This window comes from Streptomyces sp. NPDC048185, assembly GCF_043202495.1.
Classification (GTDB): Bacteria; Actinomycetota; Actinomycetes; order Streptomycetales; family Streptomycetaceae; genus Streptomyces.
Window position 1 is genome coordinate 104,455 of record NZ_JBIDAN010000011.1, and the last position, 17,888, is coordinate 122,342.

Below are 17,888 nucleotides of genomic sequence, written 5' to 3' on the forward strand. Positions count from 1 at the left end.
CCCCCTTGCACCCCGGCACCCACTTCGCCTTCGGCGACCACGAGGAACACGGCTTCGTCGCCTCCTTCACCGCGTCTATGCCCCCGCACCTCGCCCACTGGTACCTGGAGCGCGAGCAGTTCGAGCCCGTTCCCGGAGAACCCGGCCTGTACCGGCTCAGTGAGCCCGAGCGCGACGGAGTCCGCCGCACCCGCCAAGCCGTCCACGACCTGCGCCGCCAGGGCTACACCGTGCAGGCCGACATCCGGCTTGACCCGTCCCTCTCGGCCGGACCGGCACACCCCGCCCGGCCCCACGGACTCGAGGAGCGCCGCAGCCGTCTCGCCCAGGCCGCTGCCGGCCGGACGACGCAGCGCTCTACACCGCCCACCACCTCCCCGCCAGCGGCCCGGTCGATCCCGCCGAAGCCCACCTACGCTCCGACCGTCCACCTGACGGCCGCGACCGGCGGGCGGTCCCGATGACTCCCGCGAGCAGTCCGGCCCCCGACGGCCCCTTGCCGACCGCTCCCGAACTGGCCAACGCGGCACGCGACTTCCGTTTGCGGCTGGCGGTCATCGACCGCGAGACCGAGGCCGCGCTCGATAGGACACGCGACCGCTACGGTCGTACCGTTAACGCGGGCGCCGCGGCTGCCGCACGAGCCCACCGCGACAAGGCCGCGGTGGAGGCGTACGCCGCCCACCTCGCCCCGCACGCCGAGGCTCTCCTCGATGCCGCCCGCCTGGTGCTCGATGAGCTGCCACCCGCTCGGCACCTGGCCGGGTGGCGGGCCGTCCTGGACGGCCTGGCCGTTTCGGCCGCCGAGATCCGCCGGGCGCTCGACCGGCCAGCCGCCCCCGGTTCCCCGGCCGCGCGCGCTCAGCACGCGGCCCTGTGGCCGCACCTGGCCGCCTGGGCGGACCACGGCTCCATCGCCAGCAACCTCGCCGACCAGCAGGGCGGCCAGCACCACAAAGCTCCGCTGACCGACGAGGAACAGCAAATGTGGACCAAGAAGGCCCAGGCCGCGCAAAGGCGCGGCGAGCTGGAGCTGACCGAGTCGTGGTACGCCGCCGACGGGCAGCCGATCACCCTCGCCTATTTGGTCGAGGATGACGACTCGACGGTGGTCGCGCTGCGCGGCGACCCGGACGCACCGGGCTGGCAGGTTGTCGGGCACTACGCCCACGAGTACGAGGCGGGCAAGGTGCTGCCCGCTCCGGTTCCGCCCGGCGTGCTGCGCGCGGACGTCTCCCGGTTCAACCGCCCGGCACCGGTTCCGGAGGTGTCCCTGCAGGACCTCATCCGCGATGTCGTCGAAGGCCACAGTGCCGGTGACGCCTCCAATGCGCTTCTCAGCGCTGTCCAGCGCGGCTATGACGCCGGCCCGATGGTCCGCCTGCAGGAACTCCTGGAGACCGTGCAGTGCCGCCAGATCGCCGCCCGCCTGGCAGCGCTGAGCCGGCAGATCGAGTTCCTCACCCGTGAAGTCGAAGAGGCGGCCGAGGACCTCGGCGCGACCGTCGCCGTCCTGCCCCCGCACCGCACCCCCGTGCTGCGCACCCGTCCGCGCCCCGCCGTGGACACCACACCGCCCACGCCGCCACCCCGCGCCAGCACCACCGCCCGACACCGCTAAGCCCATGTCCCACCTGGTCTTGACGAACACGAGCCCATGGAGCAGTACGCGATCAACCTTGCCCTCGCAAAATACGAGCACGATCGTGAGCTGTCTTGAGCGCCCACGGCCTAGGGGCGGCCATGCCAGCCGCCCCGGAGCAGCGGCTACTACTGACGCTTACTCACATGTGACACGGCGGTCATGCCGGCGCCGTAGGTGAAGGCAAGGACGGCCCCGCCAGAAGCGACGGCGGTGAGGGCAAGCTGCCCCAGAACAGCGGAGCCGATCCCCGCAACCAGCCCAGCGATGACGGATACCAGCGCAACGACGACAACGTGATACACGCGGTGGTCACAGGTAGAAGTGGTGGCAGACAAGTAGGGCCCTCCCATACTCCGTCGGAGCGCCGTCACCGAATCAGGGCAGGGTGCATCCTGCGCTGGATTCACGTCACAGCGTCGCCGCCCAGCGGGCGTCGCGATAGGGAAGCGCCGGCCAGGCGCGCCTATCGCTCCTCGGATGGAGCGCCGTAGCGGTTGGCCATCATCACCGATGCACCATGCCTTTCAAGGATCTCGTCGACCACGTCCATAGTAGCCAACCCCACTGACACACAGACAAGTTGGTGACCTCGGGGGAGCCCAAGCGCCGATCTGCAGCGACTCCCACTTACCTGGTCTTCACGCGCGAAGCCTCGTTGCAGGCACTGGTGGCCGTGCTCCTGGCCAAGCGTCCCGCCCGCCGCACCGCCCTCGCCGGACACCTCGCCAAGCAGCCGCTCGCCGACCCGGCGCTCCCTGGCACCGGCGCGGCCTTCGCTCTCACCGTCCTTCTCGCCGCGCGCCGACGTCTGGGCCCCGCGGGCAGTCGCGGTGCGGCTGGCGCCGGTGCCTGCTCCGAGGCCGGCATAAGACGCCCTGATCAGGGTGCAACCCCCACCTTGCAACCCCTTTGAGGAGATCGAATTATGGCTGTTCGTACGCACTGGACCGTGGAGCACGCCTGCTCCCACCGCGTGGATCATGACCTGTCCAATCGCCCTGCCGACAAGCGGGCAGGCTTCGCCCGCTGGCTCGCGTCGAAGGACTGCACCGACTGCTGGAAGGCGGCGCGCGACGCCGACACCGGGTCCAAGGAGGAGTGGCTCGCGGCCAAGCGGGCCGAGGAGCAGGAGGCAGCCCTCGCGTGGGCGAAGCAGTTCGACATGCCGCAGTTGGAGGGCCCGGCCAAGGCCCTGGACTGGGGCGAACGCTCCCGCCACCAGCTGATGACATCCGCGCACACCGCGCTCGTCATCGAGGGCACGTGGGACGAGGCGGACTGGGCGGAGCTGGAGGAGAAGGCCCGCGCCATCACCCGTGCCGGATGGTGGATCGACCAGCGCGACGCCGAAGGCACTGACCTGCTCGAACTCCTCGACGCAGCCAGTGAGGCGGACCGCGGGACGGAGAACCCGTTCCACTGACGGCTGGGCAACATAGCCGGATAACGCCGGTTAGCCAAACCGGCGTTCCTCCGGACTATTGATGCTCCCACCCCGCCAGCACTTGCGTGGAAGGAACTCATGTCCCAGCTTCCGCCCACCTCGGCGTTCGCACCGACGCCCGACCCGCTCACCCCCGATCGAGACATCACCCACGCCCACTTCCAGGCCGGTGACACTGTCGTCGTCCTGAAGGGGATGGCCGGCGGAGAACTGTGGGGCGATGCGATGCGCGTCGTGGCCCCGTCCTGGCACACCCCGACCGACGAGGACGGTTGGCGGCTGCGTGATGCGACTGGCGGCGCCCAGTCCTACGTCACCGCCCACCCCCGCTACCTCGTGCACCTCTCGCGCCGCTGCCCGGACTGCCTGATCTACCTGCGCGCCATGGAGGATGCCCTCTTTACGCGGTTCGCCGACCGCGACGAGCTGATCGACTGCGGCTGGTACACCACCACCGCCCTGGGCCAGCTCGTGCACATCGCGGACATCCGGAGTGGCCAATGACTTCCCCCACGCACCGTCCCGGCCGTTCCGCCGCGCTCGACAGAGCCAGGGCCCGAGCCACCGCATCTCCGGTCGATTCTTCCTGGCCGCTTCACTTGGCCGAAGACCTCCGCGACATCGAGGCCGACTGGAGAACTTCGGCCGAGGTGTGCGCGGATGCTGCCTGGGCGGCACGGTCGGCCGGCCACAGCGTCCTGGCCCTGCTGTCCCCGCAGGACGTCACCGCAATGGGCCTTGACCCGATCACCGCCCGCACCTTGGCTCATCTGTACCTGAGCGCCCTGCGGTTCGACTTCCGCTGCCCCACCCTCCAACGCCTCGTCGAACAACTCGCGGAAACCGCGCGTCAGCCGCTGGACTGCTACACCCGGGCCTTGTACGCCTTCGCGCTGCTGGGCCAGTCCCGCCCGGAGGGCTTGGCGGTCATGGACGAGGTCCTCGCGGAGGCCGGGCAGCACACCAAGACCCTGCACGTCCTGCTGCACGGGCTGTGGCTCGGCCAGGACCTGGACCACGGCGCGGAGCGTCTCCTGGCCCTCAGCTCCCGTCCGGCCCTCGCCACCGGCAGCGACCCGATCGTCCTCTTCCGCGTGGCGGGTGCCCTGCGCCGACTGGGCCGGTACGACGAAGGGCTGGGCGCCATCGACAGGGCGATCGACTGTCTCCCGCCGGGGGACACCTCGGTGCACGCCGACCTGGTCCGCGAGCGCTCCCTGCTCTGCACAGCGCGCGACCTTCATCAGCATCGGCCGCCCACCCGCACGTCGAGCGGGGTGCCGTCATGATCCCCCGCCTGCACGCGCGGACCCACTCGCCGCGCGACCCGCTCGCCGAGGCGCTCGGGCGGCCCCTTTCCCCGAACGAGGGTCTGACGGAGTACACCATCGTCGCCCACTGGCCGGACCTGGACTACTACACCCTCAACGACGAGCAGAGAACCTGGACATCCGTTCAGTGGGCCGAGCACCTCGAAGATCCCTACCTGGAGCATCCGTTCACTGCCAGGGCGGACGACGACCGACGGGCGATCCTCCATCTCGACATCCGCCTCCACCCGGACGACCGGGAGCTGACCGGTCCCGAGTGGGCTGAAACCGCTCACCGGTTCGCGCGAGCCGCCGGTATCGAGATACCCGGCGCCGCGGAGCACGGCTGGCGGTGGATCGCCGTCCAGGCACAGCCCGGGCGCCTGGACCTGATCGCCAACCTGATCCACCTCGACGGCACCTGGCGCACCCCGCCCTCAGACATACTGCGGCGCCTCGCGGACGAGGCACGCCGCATCGAACAGGACCTCAACTTGATCCCCGCCCGCACCGGACCCGCGACACGCCCCGCTGTCCGTACGGCGCCCACCGCATCCGCGCAGTTCGCGAGCGTCCTTACGCAGCTCGCCGACGAGCAGGCCGGCCCGCTGGCCACGGTCCGCGGACTGATCGAGCACACCGCTCACCGCATCGCCCGCCAGCCCGGAGCCGCCAGCACCGAAGCGGCACACGGCCTGGAGCTGATCGCCCGCCGGCTCTACGCGATCCAGCAGGACCTGGACACCACTGCGGCCCACCTGGTCCGCCGGTCCCGGATCGCCGCCGCACCGCCCGTAGCCCGGCACACCGCCCACAGATCTCCGTAGGAGCAACGCCTTCTTGCCCCATACCGGCCGCTTCATGGACATCCGCCGCGACTCGAACTCCAGCGAACTCCTCGCGCGCGGCGGCGACTTGGCGGCACACAGCATTCTCCAGCGCGCGGGATTCATCGCGGTCGTCCGCCTCCACGAGACCTACCACCGCGCCCCCGTCGGCCTCACCGAGGATGACGAGTCCCGTCTCGCCACCGATGCCGTAGCGCGCCTGCGGGCTGCCGGGTACCACGTCGACTGCGACGAACCTTTCGACACCGACGCCCGCCCCGCGCGCTATACCACGCTCGGTACCTCGGTCTCCCACCTCGCCGAACGCCTGCGCGAAGCCACCGACACCGCCGAGGCAGCCGACATCCTCACCGACCTCACCGCGCCCCACGACGGCATCCTCGCCGGGTTGGAGGAAACCCTCGGCGCTCTGGCGGAGTTCTTCGACGGACTCGGCAACGCGACCGATCCGCACACCGCCCGGCGCCTGCGCTACCTCGCCGACGAATACGTCCGCGTCATCCACTCCGACCTCGCGTACACCCGCGAACGGCTGGCCGACCGGCACGCCCCTCACCCCGGCCGCCGCCCCTGCGCCGAGCAGGTGCCCGACCACGAGCCCGAACGCTCCGCCGTGTGCGCCGGCCCACCCCCGCCGCGTGCACTGCCGGCCCCGGCACCGCCGCCCGTCGGTGCCACCCGCCTGCGCCGCTGAGCCCCTGCAACTGCCCAAGGACACCATGCACGACCACGACACCTCCGAGCACCTCGCCTCGTACGCCGACGTCCTCGCCGGTGAACTCCCCGATACCTGGACCAGCACGCACCTGACAGCCGACGCCAAAGACGACCTCGCCGAACTCGCCGACCGGATCTGGGACCTGGACCTGGTCGCCGCCTCCCTCGCCGAGCACCCGCTGACGCAGGCAGCCGTCCTGAGCCGCCCCGACGGCGCCCAGCTCGTCCTCCTGGACCGGCACGACGGACGCGACGGCTTCCTTCTCGCCGCCGTCGCCCCGCGCGCCCTGCCCGACGAGGCGTACCGGGCTGTCCCTGAGCCCAACGGCGTCGCCCTGGCAGACGACCCGTTCCTGAGTGCCGAGCAGGTCGCCGGCGATCTGCTCGCCCGCTACGACCGTGCGCTCGCACAGGTCCGGCACAACGCCCTGGGTGGCATCCAGCCCTCCCAGCCGGACCGGATCGTCCTGACCTGGCAGCCGGACGGCAGCGTCGCCACCGCCCCCGCCGACGACCGGGCCGGCACGATCCTCGTCGCCCACGGCTTTATCCAGGACCCGCAGAGCGGCATCTACCGCCTGAGTGGTGACGACACCCAGGTCCAGGCCCGCGCCCTGCGCGAGATCGGCCCGCGCCTCGACGCGCTCGGCATCGGTGCCGCCCTCCAGCACCCCGCCGGACGGACCGCGCCTACCTCAGCCCCGGCATCCATGCCGCCGACCCCGTCCGGCACCCGTACGCCAACCGCCAGGACTCGATGAACCAGGCGGAGGCCGACCTGGGCATCCCTGCCCTGCTCCTGACCGGTCATGACGTCAAGTGCACGCCCGGCATCTTCGACGAAGCCACCTGCCGGCTGGCCATGCACGGCCTCCGCACCAGAGCGGCCCGTCCCGCAGCGCAGCAACCGGCACCGGACGGCTCCCCGTTCACTCCGCACCGGCCCGCCGTACCCCGTAAGAAGCCCGAGCGGCCCCGGCACCACGCCGGGGCCGCCCAGCACACCGCCCGACTCCCGGAGAAACCCGTAGCACCCCGCACACCCCCATCGATCAGCAACCGGCTCAAGCCCCGGCTCGCCACAGCCCTGTTCCGCCGCTATCTGCGCGCTTGCATACCGACCGGTCCCGACCACACCTCCCCGCTGACCGGCGCCCGCCCGGAGGGCGTCCTCACCGAGTCACAGCGCGTCGGGCAGCGCCACCACCACTGACCGTTCACCGCCCCGGAGGAGCATGTCCCACCCCGCCCCCTATCCGGTGAGACTGGCCGACGAGATCACCCGCCAGCTCGGCCAGCTCGCCGACCACCTCTCGCAGCTTCCCCCGCCCCAGGCCGCGCAGGTCATCGCCCGCGTTCTCGACCCGGACGCCGGAGTCCTCGGCGGCGTCACTCACCTCGTCGCCACCGGAAGCGTGTTCGCCAAGGACCAGGCAGAGCGAGGCGCGCTCCCCGCGGAGGTGTGGCTCGCTCTGGGCCGTGCCTCGAACGAACTGCACGACATCACCCTCGACCTGGACGAACACAAGGACGCCCTGGCGCACGTCAGCACCCAGCCCGCCACCACCGAGGCGAAGCGCCCAGTGCCCGCACCGCTCGTGGTCCGGCGGCGCCGGTGAAGAAGAAGCAGTGGCAGGGCTGGGGGCCCGGCGAGCAGGCCGAGCAGCACTACCTCGTCCAGCCCCGTGCCCTGGCAGGCGGCGGCGACGTCCGGCACGTCTCGGAGTTCCTGCGTGCCTCGGGCTGGCGGGACGAGTCCAAGACCGGCGGCCCCTTGTTCATGGAGGGCCCGGACCGGACGGTCCGCGTCGCCTACGACCCTTACGTCCTTCCCGGCGGCTGGACCATCCACGGCCGGGCAGACGGCGCCAGCGGCGAGTGGTCGGCGCACCTGGGCCGTCAGGCCCCGGTGGAGATCGTCGCCGGCCTGACCGACGCCCTCACCCGTCCCCGCTCCGCACACGCCCCCAACGTCTGGGCTCCGCTGCAGGAGCAGAACTGGCACACGCGTTTCGAGGGCGAGCACTACGTGGCGACCAGCCCCGATGGCACCGCCTGGATGCAGTACCGCCAGAACCCCGACGGCACGGCGATGTGGTGGACCGGAGCGCAGGACAAACAGGGCAACGGCTGGACGGCCCACTTCACGCCGAACACCCCGATGTACCTCGTGCAAGCCTTCTCCACCGAACTCGCCAGCCCCGACCCCGTGATGCGCCCGCCCGGACGCGTCCCGCACAGCGCGCAGATCCGCACCTGGTCGGTATCCGTCAAGCCCTCCCAACTCAGCGCCTGGCAACAGGCCCGCATCACGGCCGCCCGAGCCGCCACCTGGGCCCGCAACAGCGCCCGAAGCACCAGACCGCGCACCACCGCCCGCGCCCACGCTGCCGGCGACAGCACACGAACCCGCCGCTGACCACGACACCCACCACCCCGAGGAGACCGATGCCCGCACTCACTCCGGACACCATCCGCGCCGCGACCGACACCCTGTGCCGCCTCACCGAATACCTGCGCGAGAACCCCGACCCCAAGGAGGCGCTCGCTCTCGTCGAGCCCCTCCTCGACGAATACACCGGCCTGCCCATCCAGCTCGGCGACACCCTGCGCGCCCTCGCCCGCGCCGTACAGAGCCACCCGAACACACCGCGCAGCGAGAAGATCAGTGATCTGGTCACCGAGCTGCGTGCCGCGGCGTGGGTGCAGACCGACCAGTACATGCTCCACTACGTCCTGGACGAGCTGCGCAAGGAGATCGGCAGCTCCGCCGCGAGTGAGCCGGGGTGCGGTCGGTGCCGCTGAGCGAACGGCAGCTCGCCGGGTTCGCCGACAAGCACGCCTGGCGGATCCCCTTCGACACCAGTCCCCGCCATCTCGCCGGCCCCGGGGATGCCCGCCACGTCACCCACGGCTTGGCCGCCGCCGGATGGAGCGCCGTCTCCGACCCTTTGAGTGCCGAGATCGTCCTGCGCAGTCCCGACCTTCGCCACAGCCTCCAGTTCGACCCGCAGTCCGCCACCTCTGCATGGTGGCGGCTGCGGGCCGAGCCCACCGACACCGAGCCCGGCTGGTACGCCGAGTTCGGTGAACTCGTGCCCGCCGAGGTCCTCGCCGGCTTCACCGATGCCCTCATCGCCCCGTCGCCACAACAGCCAGACCCGTGGCAGCCGGTGACCTCGGCGGGCTGGCACCGCGACTCGGACGGTACGGCGCGCTCGCCGGACTCCATGTGCCACATCGAACTGCGCCCGTTGAGCGAATTCAGTGGCCGGTCGTCCTGGCACGTTGAGACCTGCGAGCCCGGCGACGGGCAGTTCCCCGGCCCGCGCATCTGGCACGCCTACTTCGACGAGGACGTCCCCGCCCACCAGGTCGGATCGTTCCTCACCGCGCTGGCCGACCGCAGCCCGCACCAGCGCGGCATGTACGACCGCACCGGCCACTACAGCGCCGTGCAGGAGCCCAGCCCGCTGCGCCCGCAGCAGGTGGTCGACGCCCACACTGCCCGTATCGAGTCGCTCCGTGCCCGGGCACGCTCCGCCCGCAGGCAGCAGACGAAACCCGCACCGACCCCGGCGCCGGCCCACACCGCCCAGCCGGCCGCCCGCCGCTGAACCGACAGGACCCCTTTCCCATTTCCGCCGATCACCGCGCACACCGCGACCTCCTCCGCCACCTCGACCATTACGTGAGCGACAGCAAGAAGATCCTCGACGCCTGGGACGCCTACTCCGACGAACACACCGACCTCGACGGATGGCCCTACGACGACCACGCCTACGGAAGGCGCGCGAGCCAGCGCGACGCCGACACCGCCGAGGCATTCGAGCCGCTCCGGTACGGCGCCCGTCACCTGCTGGCCACGGCCGAAACGCAACTGGCCCACCTGCCTGAGACCAATGTGCAGAGCCGCTGGGTCTACCAGCTGGGCGTCCTGCGCGACGCACTCGACCGACTCGACGAACTGCACAAGCAATGGCTGGTCACCCGCGACGCCCTCCCCGCCACCGCCAAGCCCGGCACCCCGGACTTCGACGACGCACTCGCCGCACATCACGCCGAATCGTGGAGCTACCTCGACGACTGGGCCACCCACGGCAAGGCGCTCCGCGAGATCAACACGGCCGCACGCAAAGCCCCTTCACCCCTGGCTCCCACACCGACACCGGCCCCGGCCACCGCGCCCGACCGGCGAGCTGCCGCACGGAAGTGAGCATGCCCCCGGCTCCCGAGACCGTCGAGGTCGACTTCATCACGCCGTGCCACCTGGCCGACGGCGGTGACCCCGCCTGGATCACCGTCCCCCTGCACCGTGCCTGCGGCTGGAGCCACGGCAACGACCCCCCGATGCCCCGCGTCCTGCTCTCCAGCCCCGACCAGAAGGCCCTCCTGCGCCTGGAACCCGACCCCGACGGACAGTGGTGGACCCTCAACCATGCGGCGGAGGCGGACCGGCCCGCCTGGTACGCGAGTTTCGGCGCCCGCACCCCGGTCGAACTCATCGCCGCCTTCAGCGACGTCCCGCCGGCAACTCCAGGCCCGCCACGCCAGCCGCCGGCCAGGAACAGCCGCAGCCGCTGAATGCCCCGCCCCCGCCCGGAAGGCACGTAACTCTTTGCCCCCCACCTCCTCCAACAGTTCCACCGACGGGTACGACATCGTCCTGCGCCTCCTGATCGGCATCGCAGCCGTCATCGTCCCCCTGTCCCACCTCGCCTGGCTGTCCGGCAACATCACCGCCTACCTCACCGGAGGCGGCTGGGCGCCCTACCAGCCGACCACCGCTCTGCTCCACCCCCAGCGCCTCTGGCCCCACGCGGGAGAAACATCCCTGCTGATCGGGGCACGCATCGTTCCCGTTCTCCTCCTCCTAGCCCTCGGGACAACAGCGGGCATCCTGTGGGCCCGGCACAAGAACCGCAGCGGCGGCCGGAAGAAGAAGATCACCGGCATGGCCAAGGCCCGGGACATCGAACCGATGATGGCCAAGGCGATCACCGACAAGGCCCGCTCCCTGCGCCCGAGCCTGAAGGACGCCAAGCACATCGAGGCCCGCGACACCGGCATCCTCCTCGGCAACCTGCAGGGCACCAAGCAGGAGATCCGCATGGGCTACGAGGACGTGGCCGTCGCCATCATGGCGCCCCGCTCGGGCAAGACCACCTCGCTCGCGATCCCCTCCATCCTCGCCGCGCCCGGCCCGGTCCTGCTGACCTCGAACAAGGCCGCCGGCGATGCGTTCACCGCCACCTACGACGCCCGCGCCGCGGTGGGACGGGTGTGGTCGATGGACCCGCAGCAGATCGCGCACGCCGCACGCGAGATGTGGTGGAACCCCTTGGCGGACGCCAAAACCCTCGACGGCGCCGGGCGGCTGGCCGGCCACTTCCTCGCCGCCTCCGTGGACGCCTCCCAACAGGGCGACTTCTGGTCCAAGGCCGGATCCAACATCCTCGCGCAGCTCTTCCTCGCCGCGGCCCTGGACGAGCGGCCGATCACCGACGTCATGCAGTGGCTGGCGTTCCCCGCCGACCGCACCCCGCTCGACATCCTCCGCGACCACGGGTTCACCGCCGTCGCCGCCCAACTCAAGGGCACCGTGGAAGGCCCGCCGGAAACCAGGGACGGCATCTACGAGACCGCCCGCCAGTACGCCGCCGCGCTGCTCAACAGCGAGATCGCCGCCTGGGTCACCCCGCAGAAGAACGTCCCGGAGTTCAGGCCGTCGGAGTTCGTCACCTCCACCGACACGTTGTTCCTGCTGAGCAAGGACGGCGGAGGCGGAGCTTCGGCGCTGATCGCCGCGTGCGCGGACTCGGTGATGCGGGCCGCGACCGCCCAGGCCGAGCGCGCCGGAGGACGCCTCGACCCGCCCATGCTCGCGATCCTCGACGAGGCCGCCAACGTGTGCAAGATCTCGGACCTTCCGGACCTGTACTCGCACCTCGGGTCGCGCGGCATCATCCCGATCACGATCCTGCAGTCCTACCGCCAGGGCCAGAAGGTCTGGGGGGACGCCGGCATGGACGCCATGTGGTCCGCCTCTACCGTCAAGGTCATCGGCTCCGGTATCGACGACCCCGACTTCGCCGACAAGCTGTCCCGCCTGATCGGCGACCACGACGTCGAGACCACCTCAACCTCGCACTCCGAGTCCGGCAAGTCGACCTCGGTGTCGATGCGACAGCAGCGGATCCTTCCCGCCGACGAGATCCGCGCCCTGCCCAAGGGCACGGCCCTCTGCTTCGCCACCGGTCTGCGCGCCGCCATGCTCGACCTGCGCCCGTGGTACCAGGAGCCCGGCGCGGCAGAACTGTCCGCGGCATCCGACCGCGCATCCAAGGCGATCACCGCCCGGGCCATCGCCAAGCACGCACCGACGCAGTCCGACTTCGGGCCCGCCGCGTGAGCGAATCGCGCCTGCACCTGGTGCCCGTCCGCTCCCGCGAAGCCAAAGAGTTCGTCCGCCTCTGGCACCGGCACCACCCGCCGCCCACCGGACAGATCGTCTCCCTCGGTGCCGCCGACGAGGCCGGCATCCTGCGCGCCGTGGCCTTGGTCGGCCGCCCCGTCGCCCGCCACCTGAACGACGGCACCACCCTCGAAGTCACCCGCACCGCCAGTGACGGCACACGCAACGCCAACTCCCTGCTCTGCGGCGCCGCCTGGCGAGCGGCCAAAGCGCTCGGATACCGGCGACTGATCACATACACGCAGGCAGGGGAGAGCGGAACCTCGCAGATCGCTCGCACACTGTGGCAAGCGCCCTGACACGACAAGCTCATCGACATCGCGGATCGCCGCGGCCGTCCCGCTCAACAGGCGCGCTACCACCACGTGCAGGCTCGCCGCGCCCGCTGAAGCAACCGACAGATCCCGTTTCACCGATCCCCTGGACCGCCGTGTCTCTTTTGGACTTCCCCGATGTGTTCATCGGGTCCACCGACGACGGGCACACCTTCGTCGTCATCAACCGCCGCATCCGCGATGCCGACCGGCTGCTGACCGAGGCTGGGTTCCTCGCCCGGGAGCACCTCGGCCGCACGCTCTACCTGCTGCCGCCGGGCACTGACCAGGACGCGCACGAGCGTGCCGGGATCGCGATGTACGGGCTCCTGGCCCACACCCACGACCTGGTCGATCTCTGCTGGACGACCCGCTGGAGCCCCGACAGTCCCGTCGCCGATCCGGAGATCCGCTTCCACTTCAGCGCCGGCGCCGTGGCGGTGACGGCCAGGACTGCCGCCGCCCGTTCCCTCCTGGAGCAGCACGGCTTCACCCCGCTGGCGAACGGCTTGTCCTATCGCCCGCCGGACGGGCTGGACGCGCGCGGCCTACTCGGCGCCGTGACAGCTGCCGAAACCCACGCCTACACCCACGGTCTCGGTGTCCGCGTCGACCTCGGCATCCCCACGCCGGCCGACATCCCTCCCGCTCCCCGCCGCCCGTCATCTGCCGCCATCCGCACACCGACCACGCCTTCGACCCGCCGTCACACCCGTTGACCCCCACGCGGGTGGGGTCGGGGTGTGAACGATCGTCGAGCCGCGGTCAGTGGCGCGCGGCGGTACACACCTTCGCACTCCAGCCGTTGACCGCTATCCCTCTTGGAGTCTTGCCACGTCATCCGAGACCCCGAGCGCGCATGACCTTGCCTGCGCGCTTGCCGACCAGATCCACCCCGGCGCCGCTCCCCGTGATGTGACCGTCAGCTTCAGCGTCCGCCGACAGGCGGCAGCCAAGTACGACCACGGCTCCTGCGGCGGCCCCGTGACGGAATTCGCCCAAGCCCTGCACGCCCGACTCTACGGCCTTCCCACGGACGACGATGCGCTGCCTACCGCCCTCGACGCGCTCCTGCAGGCCACCCACACCGCGACCGCCCCCGAGCAGCAGACCGCGATCCTGCAACAGCTCGCCGAGCAGCTGCGCAACGCCACCGAGATCATCCAGCGCTACCAGTACCAGGCTCAATGGGACCGGCTCCCCGACAGCGTCGCCGAGCAGCTCCGGGAGGCCCACGACCAGGCTCAGCAGGTCACCAAGATCCTCGACGCCGTCGCACCCGCTTTCAGCAGCCAGCCCGCCGCGCCCGTGCCGCCTGCCGCGCAACCGCGCCACACCGCCAGCCCACCCGCGCCCACGACTCCACCGGCCGGGCGCCGCCGCTGACCTCCGGCGATAGCCCACCCGCCGGGAAAGGCACCAACCTGGCCACCTCCGATCCCCTCCAGACCTACCTCACCCAAGAATCCTGTGCGCTGGGCGTGTTCGTCCCCGCCGGCCTGCACCCGGCAACCGCACAGCGCCAGCACCTCGATCAGCTCGCGCACGCAGGTGCCGACCTGTTCGAGGTCGGCCTGCCCACCGAGGACGCAGCCCTCGACGGTCCCGTCATTCAGGCCGCCTACCACCGCGCCCTGCGCAGCGGAAACGCCCTCGACCACGCGGTGCGCGCCGTCGAACACGCCGCCAGCCTCCGGCCGACCGTTGTCATGACCTACTGGGAGCCCGTGAGCCGCCACGGCCCCGCGTACGTGGCCCGCGTGTTCGCCGACGCCAGCGCCGACGGCGTGATGATCGTCGACCTGCCCGCCCACCAAGCGGCCCGCTGGCACGAAACCGCACGGGAGACGGGCCTTCGCACCCCACGCCTCATCCCCCGCACCACCCCTGACCCGCTCCTCCCGGCCGCAGTCGCCGGCGCGTCCGGATGGCTCTACGCACCCGCCAGCACGGCCCCCACCGGCTACCGAGGGCCTCTCGACATCCCGGCGCTCGCTGGCTTCACCCAGCGGCTACGCACCGCGAGCCCACTGCCCGTGGTCTCGGGAGTGGGGATCTCCACCCCGGCCCTCGCCGCACGTATCGCCCCACTGGTGGACGCCGTCGTCATCGGCACCCCCGTCGTCCGCGCCCTGGCCACCGACCCGGCCCAAGCCCCGGACCTGACGGCCGCGTTCGCCCGAGCCCTGCACCCGACCACCCTCACGGAGACCCGTGCCTGATCGCTCCGCCCCGACCGAGGCCCTCGACCGGATCACGGCCGACGCCCTCACCCTGCACCAGGCCCTGTGCACCAACAGCATCGGCCACGCGCACGCGCTGGCCGCGTGGATCACCGACGCCCAAGGCATCGCCGGCGCCGCCCTGCGTCTGTTCCTCGACCTCGCCCAGCACACGCCGCACACCACGGCCGGGGAGCTGCTGCTCCTCGACCACGTCGCGCAGATCGCCAAGGCCGCCCAGGACGCAAGCGCCGAACTGACCGCAGCCCTCGCCCGCGCCGTGGAGAACCAACGCCGCCGAGCCGACGCCACGACGGGGTCGGCCGTCCTCATCCGCCCCTCACCACAGCAGTTCATCGAGTCGGCCACCGACCTCCTCGACCGCATCCCCACCCTCCACCACGCCATACGCCGCGACCGGCTCGGCGTCGTGGACGACTGCTCCCCCTGGGCGTGCCGCGGGGACGCGGAGGCGCTGACCCGCGACGACTTCGGGCTGGCCACGTGATACTCGACCTCTTCGCGGGGCCGGGCGGCTGGAGCAGGGCACTGGGCGTCCTCGGCGTGCGCGACGTCGGCCTGGAATGGGACGAGTGGGCCTGCAAAACCCGTGTGGCCGCTGGACAGTTGACGATCCGCACCGACGTGGCCATGTATCCGACGTGGCCCTTCCTCGGCCGCACGCACGGGCTGATCGCCTCCCCGCCGTGCCAGGCATGGAGCATGGCCGGCAAACGCCTCGGCCTGCTCGACCAGCCGCTGGTGCACACGGCGGTGGAGGACCTCGCCGTCGGCCGTGACACCCGCGAGCGTCTCCTCGCCGCCTGCCGCGACGAGCGCTCCCTGCTCGCGGCCGAGCCGATGCGCTACCTGCATGCCCTGAACACGGTCGGAGAGCCCGAGTGGGTCGCGATGGAGGAGGTGCCGGACGTTCTGCCGCTGTGGAAGCAGTACGCGGCCGTTCTGCGCGGCTGGGGTTTCTCGGTCTGGTACGGGATCCTCAACGCCGCCGACTTCGGCGTTCCACAGACGCGCAGGCGAGCGATCCTGATCGCCTCCCGGGTCCGTACGGCACAGCCTCCCACGCCCACCCACGCCCAAGTCGCCGAGCCTGACTCGCTGTTCGGTCCGGGCCGCGCCCGCTGGGTCAGCATGGCCGAGGCCCTCGGATGGGGCGCGACTGACCGGCCCGTTCCCACCGTCTGCGCCGGCGGCGGACCCGGCGGCGGACCCGAACCGTTCCCTTCGGGCTCCCGCAAGTCCCTCTCCGACGCCCGGGAGCGCGGCACCTGGATGCCCAGGCCGGACGGTGTGCTCCTGCAGTCCCGCCGCGAAGGAACTGGCTGGAAGGCACGGCACGGCACACGACAGAACCGTGCCGCCGACGCTCCGGCGCCGACGTTCACCGCCGACGCACACCGCTGGTCCTGGTCCCTGCGCAGCAACAACCAAGCGAACGCCACCGTCCGCCCGCTGTCCGAGCCGGCGGGCACACTGTTTTTCGGGCACCGCGCGAACGAGTGCACCTGGGTCGCCGGACCAGCCTCGCCTCCGACCGAGGACACGGACACACCAGCGGTACCCGAGCCGATCCGGATCACCGCCCGCGAGGCCGGCCTCCTGCAGACCTTCCCCGCCGACTACCCCTGGGCCGGCAACAAGGGCCAGCAGTTCTCCCAGATTGGCAACGCCGTACCGCCGTTGCTCGCCGGCCACCTCCTCGCCCCGCACCTCGGCGTCACCCTCAACCCCGACGACTTCACCCTCGCAGCCTGATGCCCCACGTCCCCGAACCCGAAGAAGACCACCTCGACGCCATCGCACCGCCGCAGCCGGTGTTCCACGTCGAGCAGGCCCTCCTCGGCGCCCTCCTCCTTCATCCACACCGCCTCGGCGACGTGACCGGCATCGCCGCCGACTCGTTCTCCACCACCGCGCACGCCGCCCTGTTCACCGCCATCAGCACCCTGCCTCCGCCCGACCCCGCCGAGCACGCGAAGAACACCAAATGGCTCAACCAAGTGCTCGCCACGGGGCGCGAACAGGCGCGCGGGCTGACCGCCTCCTACCTGCACACCCTCGTCCAGGTCTGCCCCTGGCCCCGCCACGCACCGGCCTACGCACGGATGGTCGAGGCCGAACACGCCCGCCGGCGCCTGCAGACGGCCGCCGAACGCCTCATCCAGAGCGTCGACGACGCCACCCACCCGCACCCAGTCGAGACAGTGCTCGCCGAGGCCGACGCGCTCACCGCGGTCGTGGACGACATCGCGAGCCGGTTCCCGCCACGCGCCGGAGTGCTGCCCCGCACCGCGGCACCGCCGCCGGCCATCACCACCGACCGCACCGAGGCGGTCGAGGAGGAGCAACTGCTGCTCGCGACCGCCACCGCCCACCCCGCCGACATCGAGTCCGTCCGGTGGCTGCTCCCCGACGACCTCACCCGGCCCCTGCACGCCGGCCTGTGGCAATGCCTGACCGCCCTGGCCCGCCGCCGCGAGCCCGTCGACCCCGTCACCGTCCTATGGGAGGCCCAACAGCGCGGCCTGCTCGAGAACGCGAGTGAACCCGGCGAGGTGCTCCGCCTGCTGGCCGAACCGGCCGGTTCCGTGGAGCACTGGGGCGAACGTGCCCTGCAGCGCTCCCTCCTGGCCACCGCCGATCACGCTGGCCGGCGCATCTCGGCGTACGCCGGAGACCCGGCGAACACCCCGTTCCAGCTTGTGGTGGGCGCCCGCCGCTCCCTCGCCGACATCAGCGCCGTTCGCACCCGCTGGCAGCACGCCACCGGAACTGTCCCGCCACCACGGCCGCGCCCGGCACCCGCCACTCGCGCCGGCCCGCCGACCACGACGGCCGCTCACGCCGCCCGCGCCGCGCGAGCAATCCGATAGCACCCCACTCACGCCGGTG

The 17,888-nt window shown here is 71.6% G+C and carries 22 protein-coding genes and 1 pseudogene; all 23 read left to right on the forward strand.

Translation table 11 applies throughout. From position 1 onward, the window contains the following. Positions 1-5: 5 nt before the first annotated feature. The 23 genes and pseudogenes from ACGF3H_RS28100 to ACGF3H_RS28210 all read left to right on the forward strand — a co-directional run bounded on the left by ACGF3H_RS28100 (position 6) and on the right by ACGF3H_RS28210 (position 17,869). Complete coding sequence (locus ACGF3H_RS28100; protein WP_362491160.1) at positions 6-464, forward strand: hypothetical protein; 459 nt, start codon at positions 6-8, stop codon at positions 462-464. Further along, positions 461-1,621 (forward strand): hypothetical protein, encoded by a 1,161-nt coding sequence (locus ACGF3H_RS28105; protein ID WP_362491162.1) that lies wholly within the window; start codon positions 461-463, stop codon positions 1,619-1,621. Before ACGF3H_RS28100 ends, ACGF3H_RS28105 begins: the two co-directional genes overlap by 4 nt. Positions 1,622-2,570: 949 nt before the next feature. Beyond that, the gene (locus ACGF3H_RS28110) at positions 2,571-3,068 is read left to right on the forward strand and encodes a hypothetical protein (RefSeq protein ID WP_208611265.1); all 498 of its coding nucleotides are present in this window, start codon (positions 2,571-2,573) and stop codon (positions 3,066-3,068) included. 99 nt (positions 3,069-3,167) lie between these two features. After that, positions 3,168-3,593 (forward strand): hypothetical protein, encoded by a 426-nt coding sequence (locus ACGF3H_RS28115; RefSeq protein WP_362491165.1) that lies wholly within the window; start codon positions 3,168-3,170, stop codon positions 3,591-3,593. A gap of 95 nt (positions 3,594-3,688) precedes the next feature. Next, positions 3,689-4,378: a hypothetical protein gene (locus tag ACGF3H_RS28120; RefSeq protein WP_362491168.1), complete on the forward strand. Its 690-nt coding sequence runs from the start codon at positions 3,689-3,691 to the stop codon at positions 4,376-4,378. Continuing rightward, positions 4,375-5,226, forward strand: a complete 852-nt coding sequence (locus ACGF3H_RS28125) for a relaxase/mobilization nuclease (protein ID WP_362491170.1) — start codon at positions 4,375-4,377, stop codon at positions 5,224-5,226. The genes ACGF3H_RS28120 and ACGF3H_RS28125 overlap by 4 nt, the downstream gene beginning before the upstream one ends. Before the next feature lie 34 nt (positions 5,227-5,260). Next, positions 5,261-5,941, forward strand: a complete 681-nt coding sequence (locus ACGF3H_RS28130) for a hypothetical protein (RefSeq protein ID WP_393816550.1) — start codon at positions 5,261-5,263, stop codon at positions 5,939-5,941. 25 nt (positions 5,942-5,966) lie between these two features. Beyond that, entirely contained in the window at positions 5,967-6,725 is a 759-nt protein-coding gene (locus tag ACGF3H_RS28135; RefSeq protein WP_362491176.1) for a hypothetical protein, read from the forward strand. Next, positions 6,722-7,177, forward strand: a complete 456-nt coding sequence (locus ACGF3H_RS28140; protein ID WP_362491179.1) for a hypothetical protein — start codon at positions 6,722-6,724, stop codon at positions 7,175-7,177. The genes ACGF3H_RS28135 and ACGF3H_RS28140 overlap by 4 nt, the downstream gene beginning before the upstream one ends. Before the next feature lie 22 nt (positions 7,178-7,199). After that, positions 7,200-7,583, forward strand: a complete 384-nt coding sequence (locus ACGF3H_RS28145) for a hypothetical protein (RefSeq protein WP_061915785.1) — start codon at positions 7,200-7,202, stop codon at positions 7,581-7,583. Continuing rightward, on the forward strand, positions 7,580-8,383 hold the full coding sequence (locus ACGF3H_RS28150) for a DUF317 domain-containing protein (RefSeq protein WP_362491182.1): 804 nt from the start codon (positions 7,580-7,582) through the stop codon (positions 8,381-8,383). Before ACGF3H_RS28145 ends, ACGF3H_RS28150 begins: the two co-directional genes overlap by 4 nt. A gap of 29 nt (positions 8,384-8,412) precedes the next feature. After that, positions 8,413-8,769, forward strand: coding sequence for a hypothetical protein (locus ACGF3H_RS28155; RefSeq protein WP_362491185.1), 357 nt, complete (start codon positions 8,413-8,415; stop codon positions 8,767-8,769). Further along, entirely contained in the window at positions 8,760-9,581 is an 822-nt protein-coding gene (locus ACGF3H_RS28160) for a DUF317 domain-containing protein (protein WP_362491188.1), read from the forward strand. The genes ACGF3H_RS28155 and ACGF3H_RS28160 overlap by 10 nt, the downstream gene beginning before the upstream one ends. 74 nt (positions 9,582-9,655) lie before the next feature. Beyond that, positions 9,656-10,180, forward strand: coding sequence for a hypothetical protein (locus tag ACGF3H_RS28165; protein ID WP_362491191.1), 525 nt, complete (start codon positions 9,656-9,658; stop codon positions 10,178-10,180). Between the two features lie 2 nt (positions 10,181-10,182). Beyond that, positions 10,183-10,521 (forward strand): annotated as a pseudogene (locus ACGF3H_RS28170) (DUF317 domain-containing protein); the annotation flags it as partial. A 61-nt stretch (positions 10,522-10,582) separates the two neighbouring features. Further along, a complete protein-coding gene (locus ACGF3H_RS28175; RefSeq protein ID WP_362491193.1) occupies positions 10,583-12,376 on the forward strand; it encodes a TraM recognition domain-containing protein in 1,794 nt (597 codons plus the stop codon). Next, positions 12,373-12,738: an XF1762 family protein gene (locus ACGF3H_RS28180; protein ID WP_362491195.1), complete on the forward strand. Its 366-nt coding sequence runs from the start codon at positions 12,373-12,375 to the stop codon at positions 12,736-12,738. Before ACGF3H_RS28175 ends, ACGF3H_RS28180 begins: the two co-directional genes overlap by 4 nt. A gap of 131 nt (positions 12,739-12,869) precedes the next feature. Continuing rightward, entirely contained in the window at positions 12,870-13,472 is a 603-nt protein-coding gene (locus tag ACGF3H_RS28185; RefSeq protein WP_362491198.1) for a hypothetical protein, read from the forward strand. A 196-nt stretch (positions 13,473-13,668) separates the two neighbouring features. Then, complete coding sequence (locus tag ACGF3H_RS28190; protein ID WP_362491200.1) at positions 13,669-14,139, forward strand: hypothetical protein; 471 nt, start codon at positions 13,669-13,671, stop codon at positions 14,137-14,139. Positions 14,140-14,177: 38 nt separating this feature from the next. Beyond that, positions 14,178-14,975, forward strand: coding sequence for a tryptophan synthase subunit alpha (gene trpA / locus ACGF3H_RS28195; protein ID WP_362491359.1), 798 nt, complete (start codon positions 14,178-14,180; stop codon positions 14,973-14,975). Continuing rightward, positions 14,968-15,483, forward strand: a complete 516-nt coding sequence (locus ACGF3H_RS28200) for a hypothetical protein (RefSeq protein ID WP_362491203.1) — start codon at positions 14,968-14,970, stop codon at positions 15,481-15,483. The genes trpA and ACGF3H_RS28200 overlap by 8 nt, the downstream gene beginning before the upstream one ends. Beyond that, complete coding sequence (locus ACGF3H_RS28205) at positions 15,480-16,751, forward strand: DNA cytosine methyltransferase (RefSeq protein WP_362491205.1); 1,272 nt, start codon at positions 15,480-15,482, stop codon at positions 16,749-16,751. Before ACGF3H_RS28200 ends, ACGF3H_RS28205 begins: the two co-directional genes overlap by 4 nt. Beyond that, positions 16,751-17,869, forward strand: a complete 1,119-nt coding sequence (locus tag ACGF3H_RS28210; RefSeq protein WP_362491208.1) for a DnaB-like helicase N-terminal domain-containing protein — start codon at positions 16,751-16,753, stop codon at positions 17,867-17,869. Before ACGF3H_RS28205 ends, ACGF3H_RS28210 begins: the two co-directional genes overlap by 1 nt. The last annotated feature ends 19 nt before the right edge of the window (positions 17,870-17,888 follow it).

Bases quoted from the DNA above. Each gene is read 5' to 3' on its own strand.
- ACGF3H_RS28130 (WP_393816550.1), top strand. From the start codon at position 5,261: ATGGACATCCGCCGCGACTCGAACTCCAGCGAACTCCTCGCGCGCGGC.
- ACGF3H_RS28155 (WP_362491185.1), top strand. From the start codon at position 8,413: ATGCCCGCACTCACTCCGGACACCATCCGCGCCGCGACCGACACCCTG.
- ACGF3H_RS28135 (WP_362491176.1), top strand. From the start codon at position 5,967: ATGCACGACCACGACACCTCCGAGCACCTCGCCTCGTACGCCGACGTC.
- ACGF3H_RS28105 (WP_362491162.1), top strand. From the start codon at position 461: ATGACTCCCGCGAGCAGTCCGGCCCCCGACGGCCCCTTGCCGACCGCT.
- ACGF3H_RS28110 (WP_208611265.1), top strand. From the start codon at position 2,571: ATGGCTGTTCGTACGCACTGGACCGTGGAGCACGCCTGCTCCCACCGC.
- ACGF3H_RS28140 (WP_362491179.1), top strand. From the start codon at position 6,722: ATGAACCAGGCGGAGGCCGACCTGGGCATCCCTGCCCTGCTCCTGACC.
- ACGF3H_RS28115 (WP_362491165.1), top strand. From the start codon at position 3,168: ATGTCCCAGCTTCCGCCCACCTCGGCGTTCGCACCGACGCCCGACCCG.
- ACGF3H_RS28125 (WP_362491170.1), top strand. From the start codon at position 4,375: ATGATCCCCCGCCTGCACGCGCGGACCCACTCGCCGCGCGACCCGCTC.
- ACGF3H_RS28145 (WP_061915785.1), top strand. From the start codon at position 7,200: ATGTCCCACCCCGCCCCCTATCCGGTGAGACTGGCCGACGAGATCACC.
- ACGF3H_RS28210 (WP_362491208.1), top strand. From the start codon at position 16,751: ATGCCCCACGTCCCCGAACCCGAAGAAGACCACCTCGACGCCATCGCA.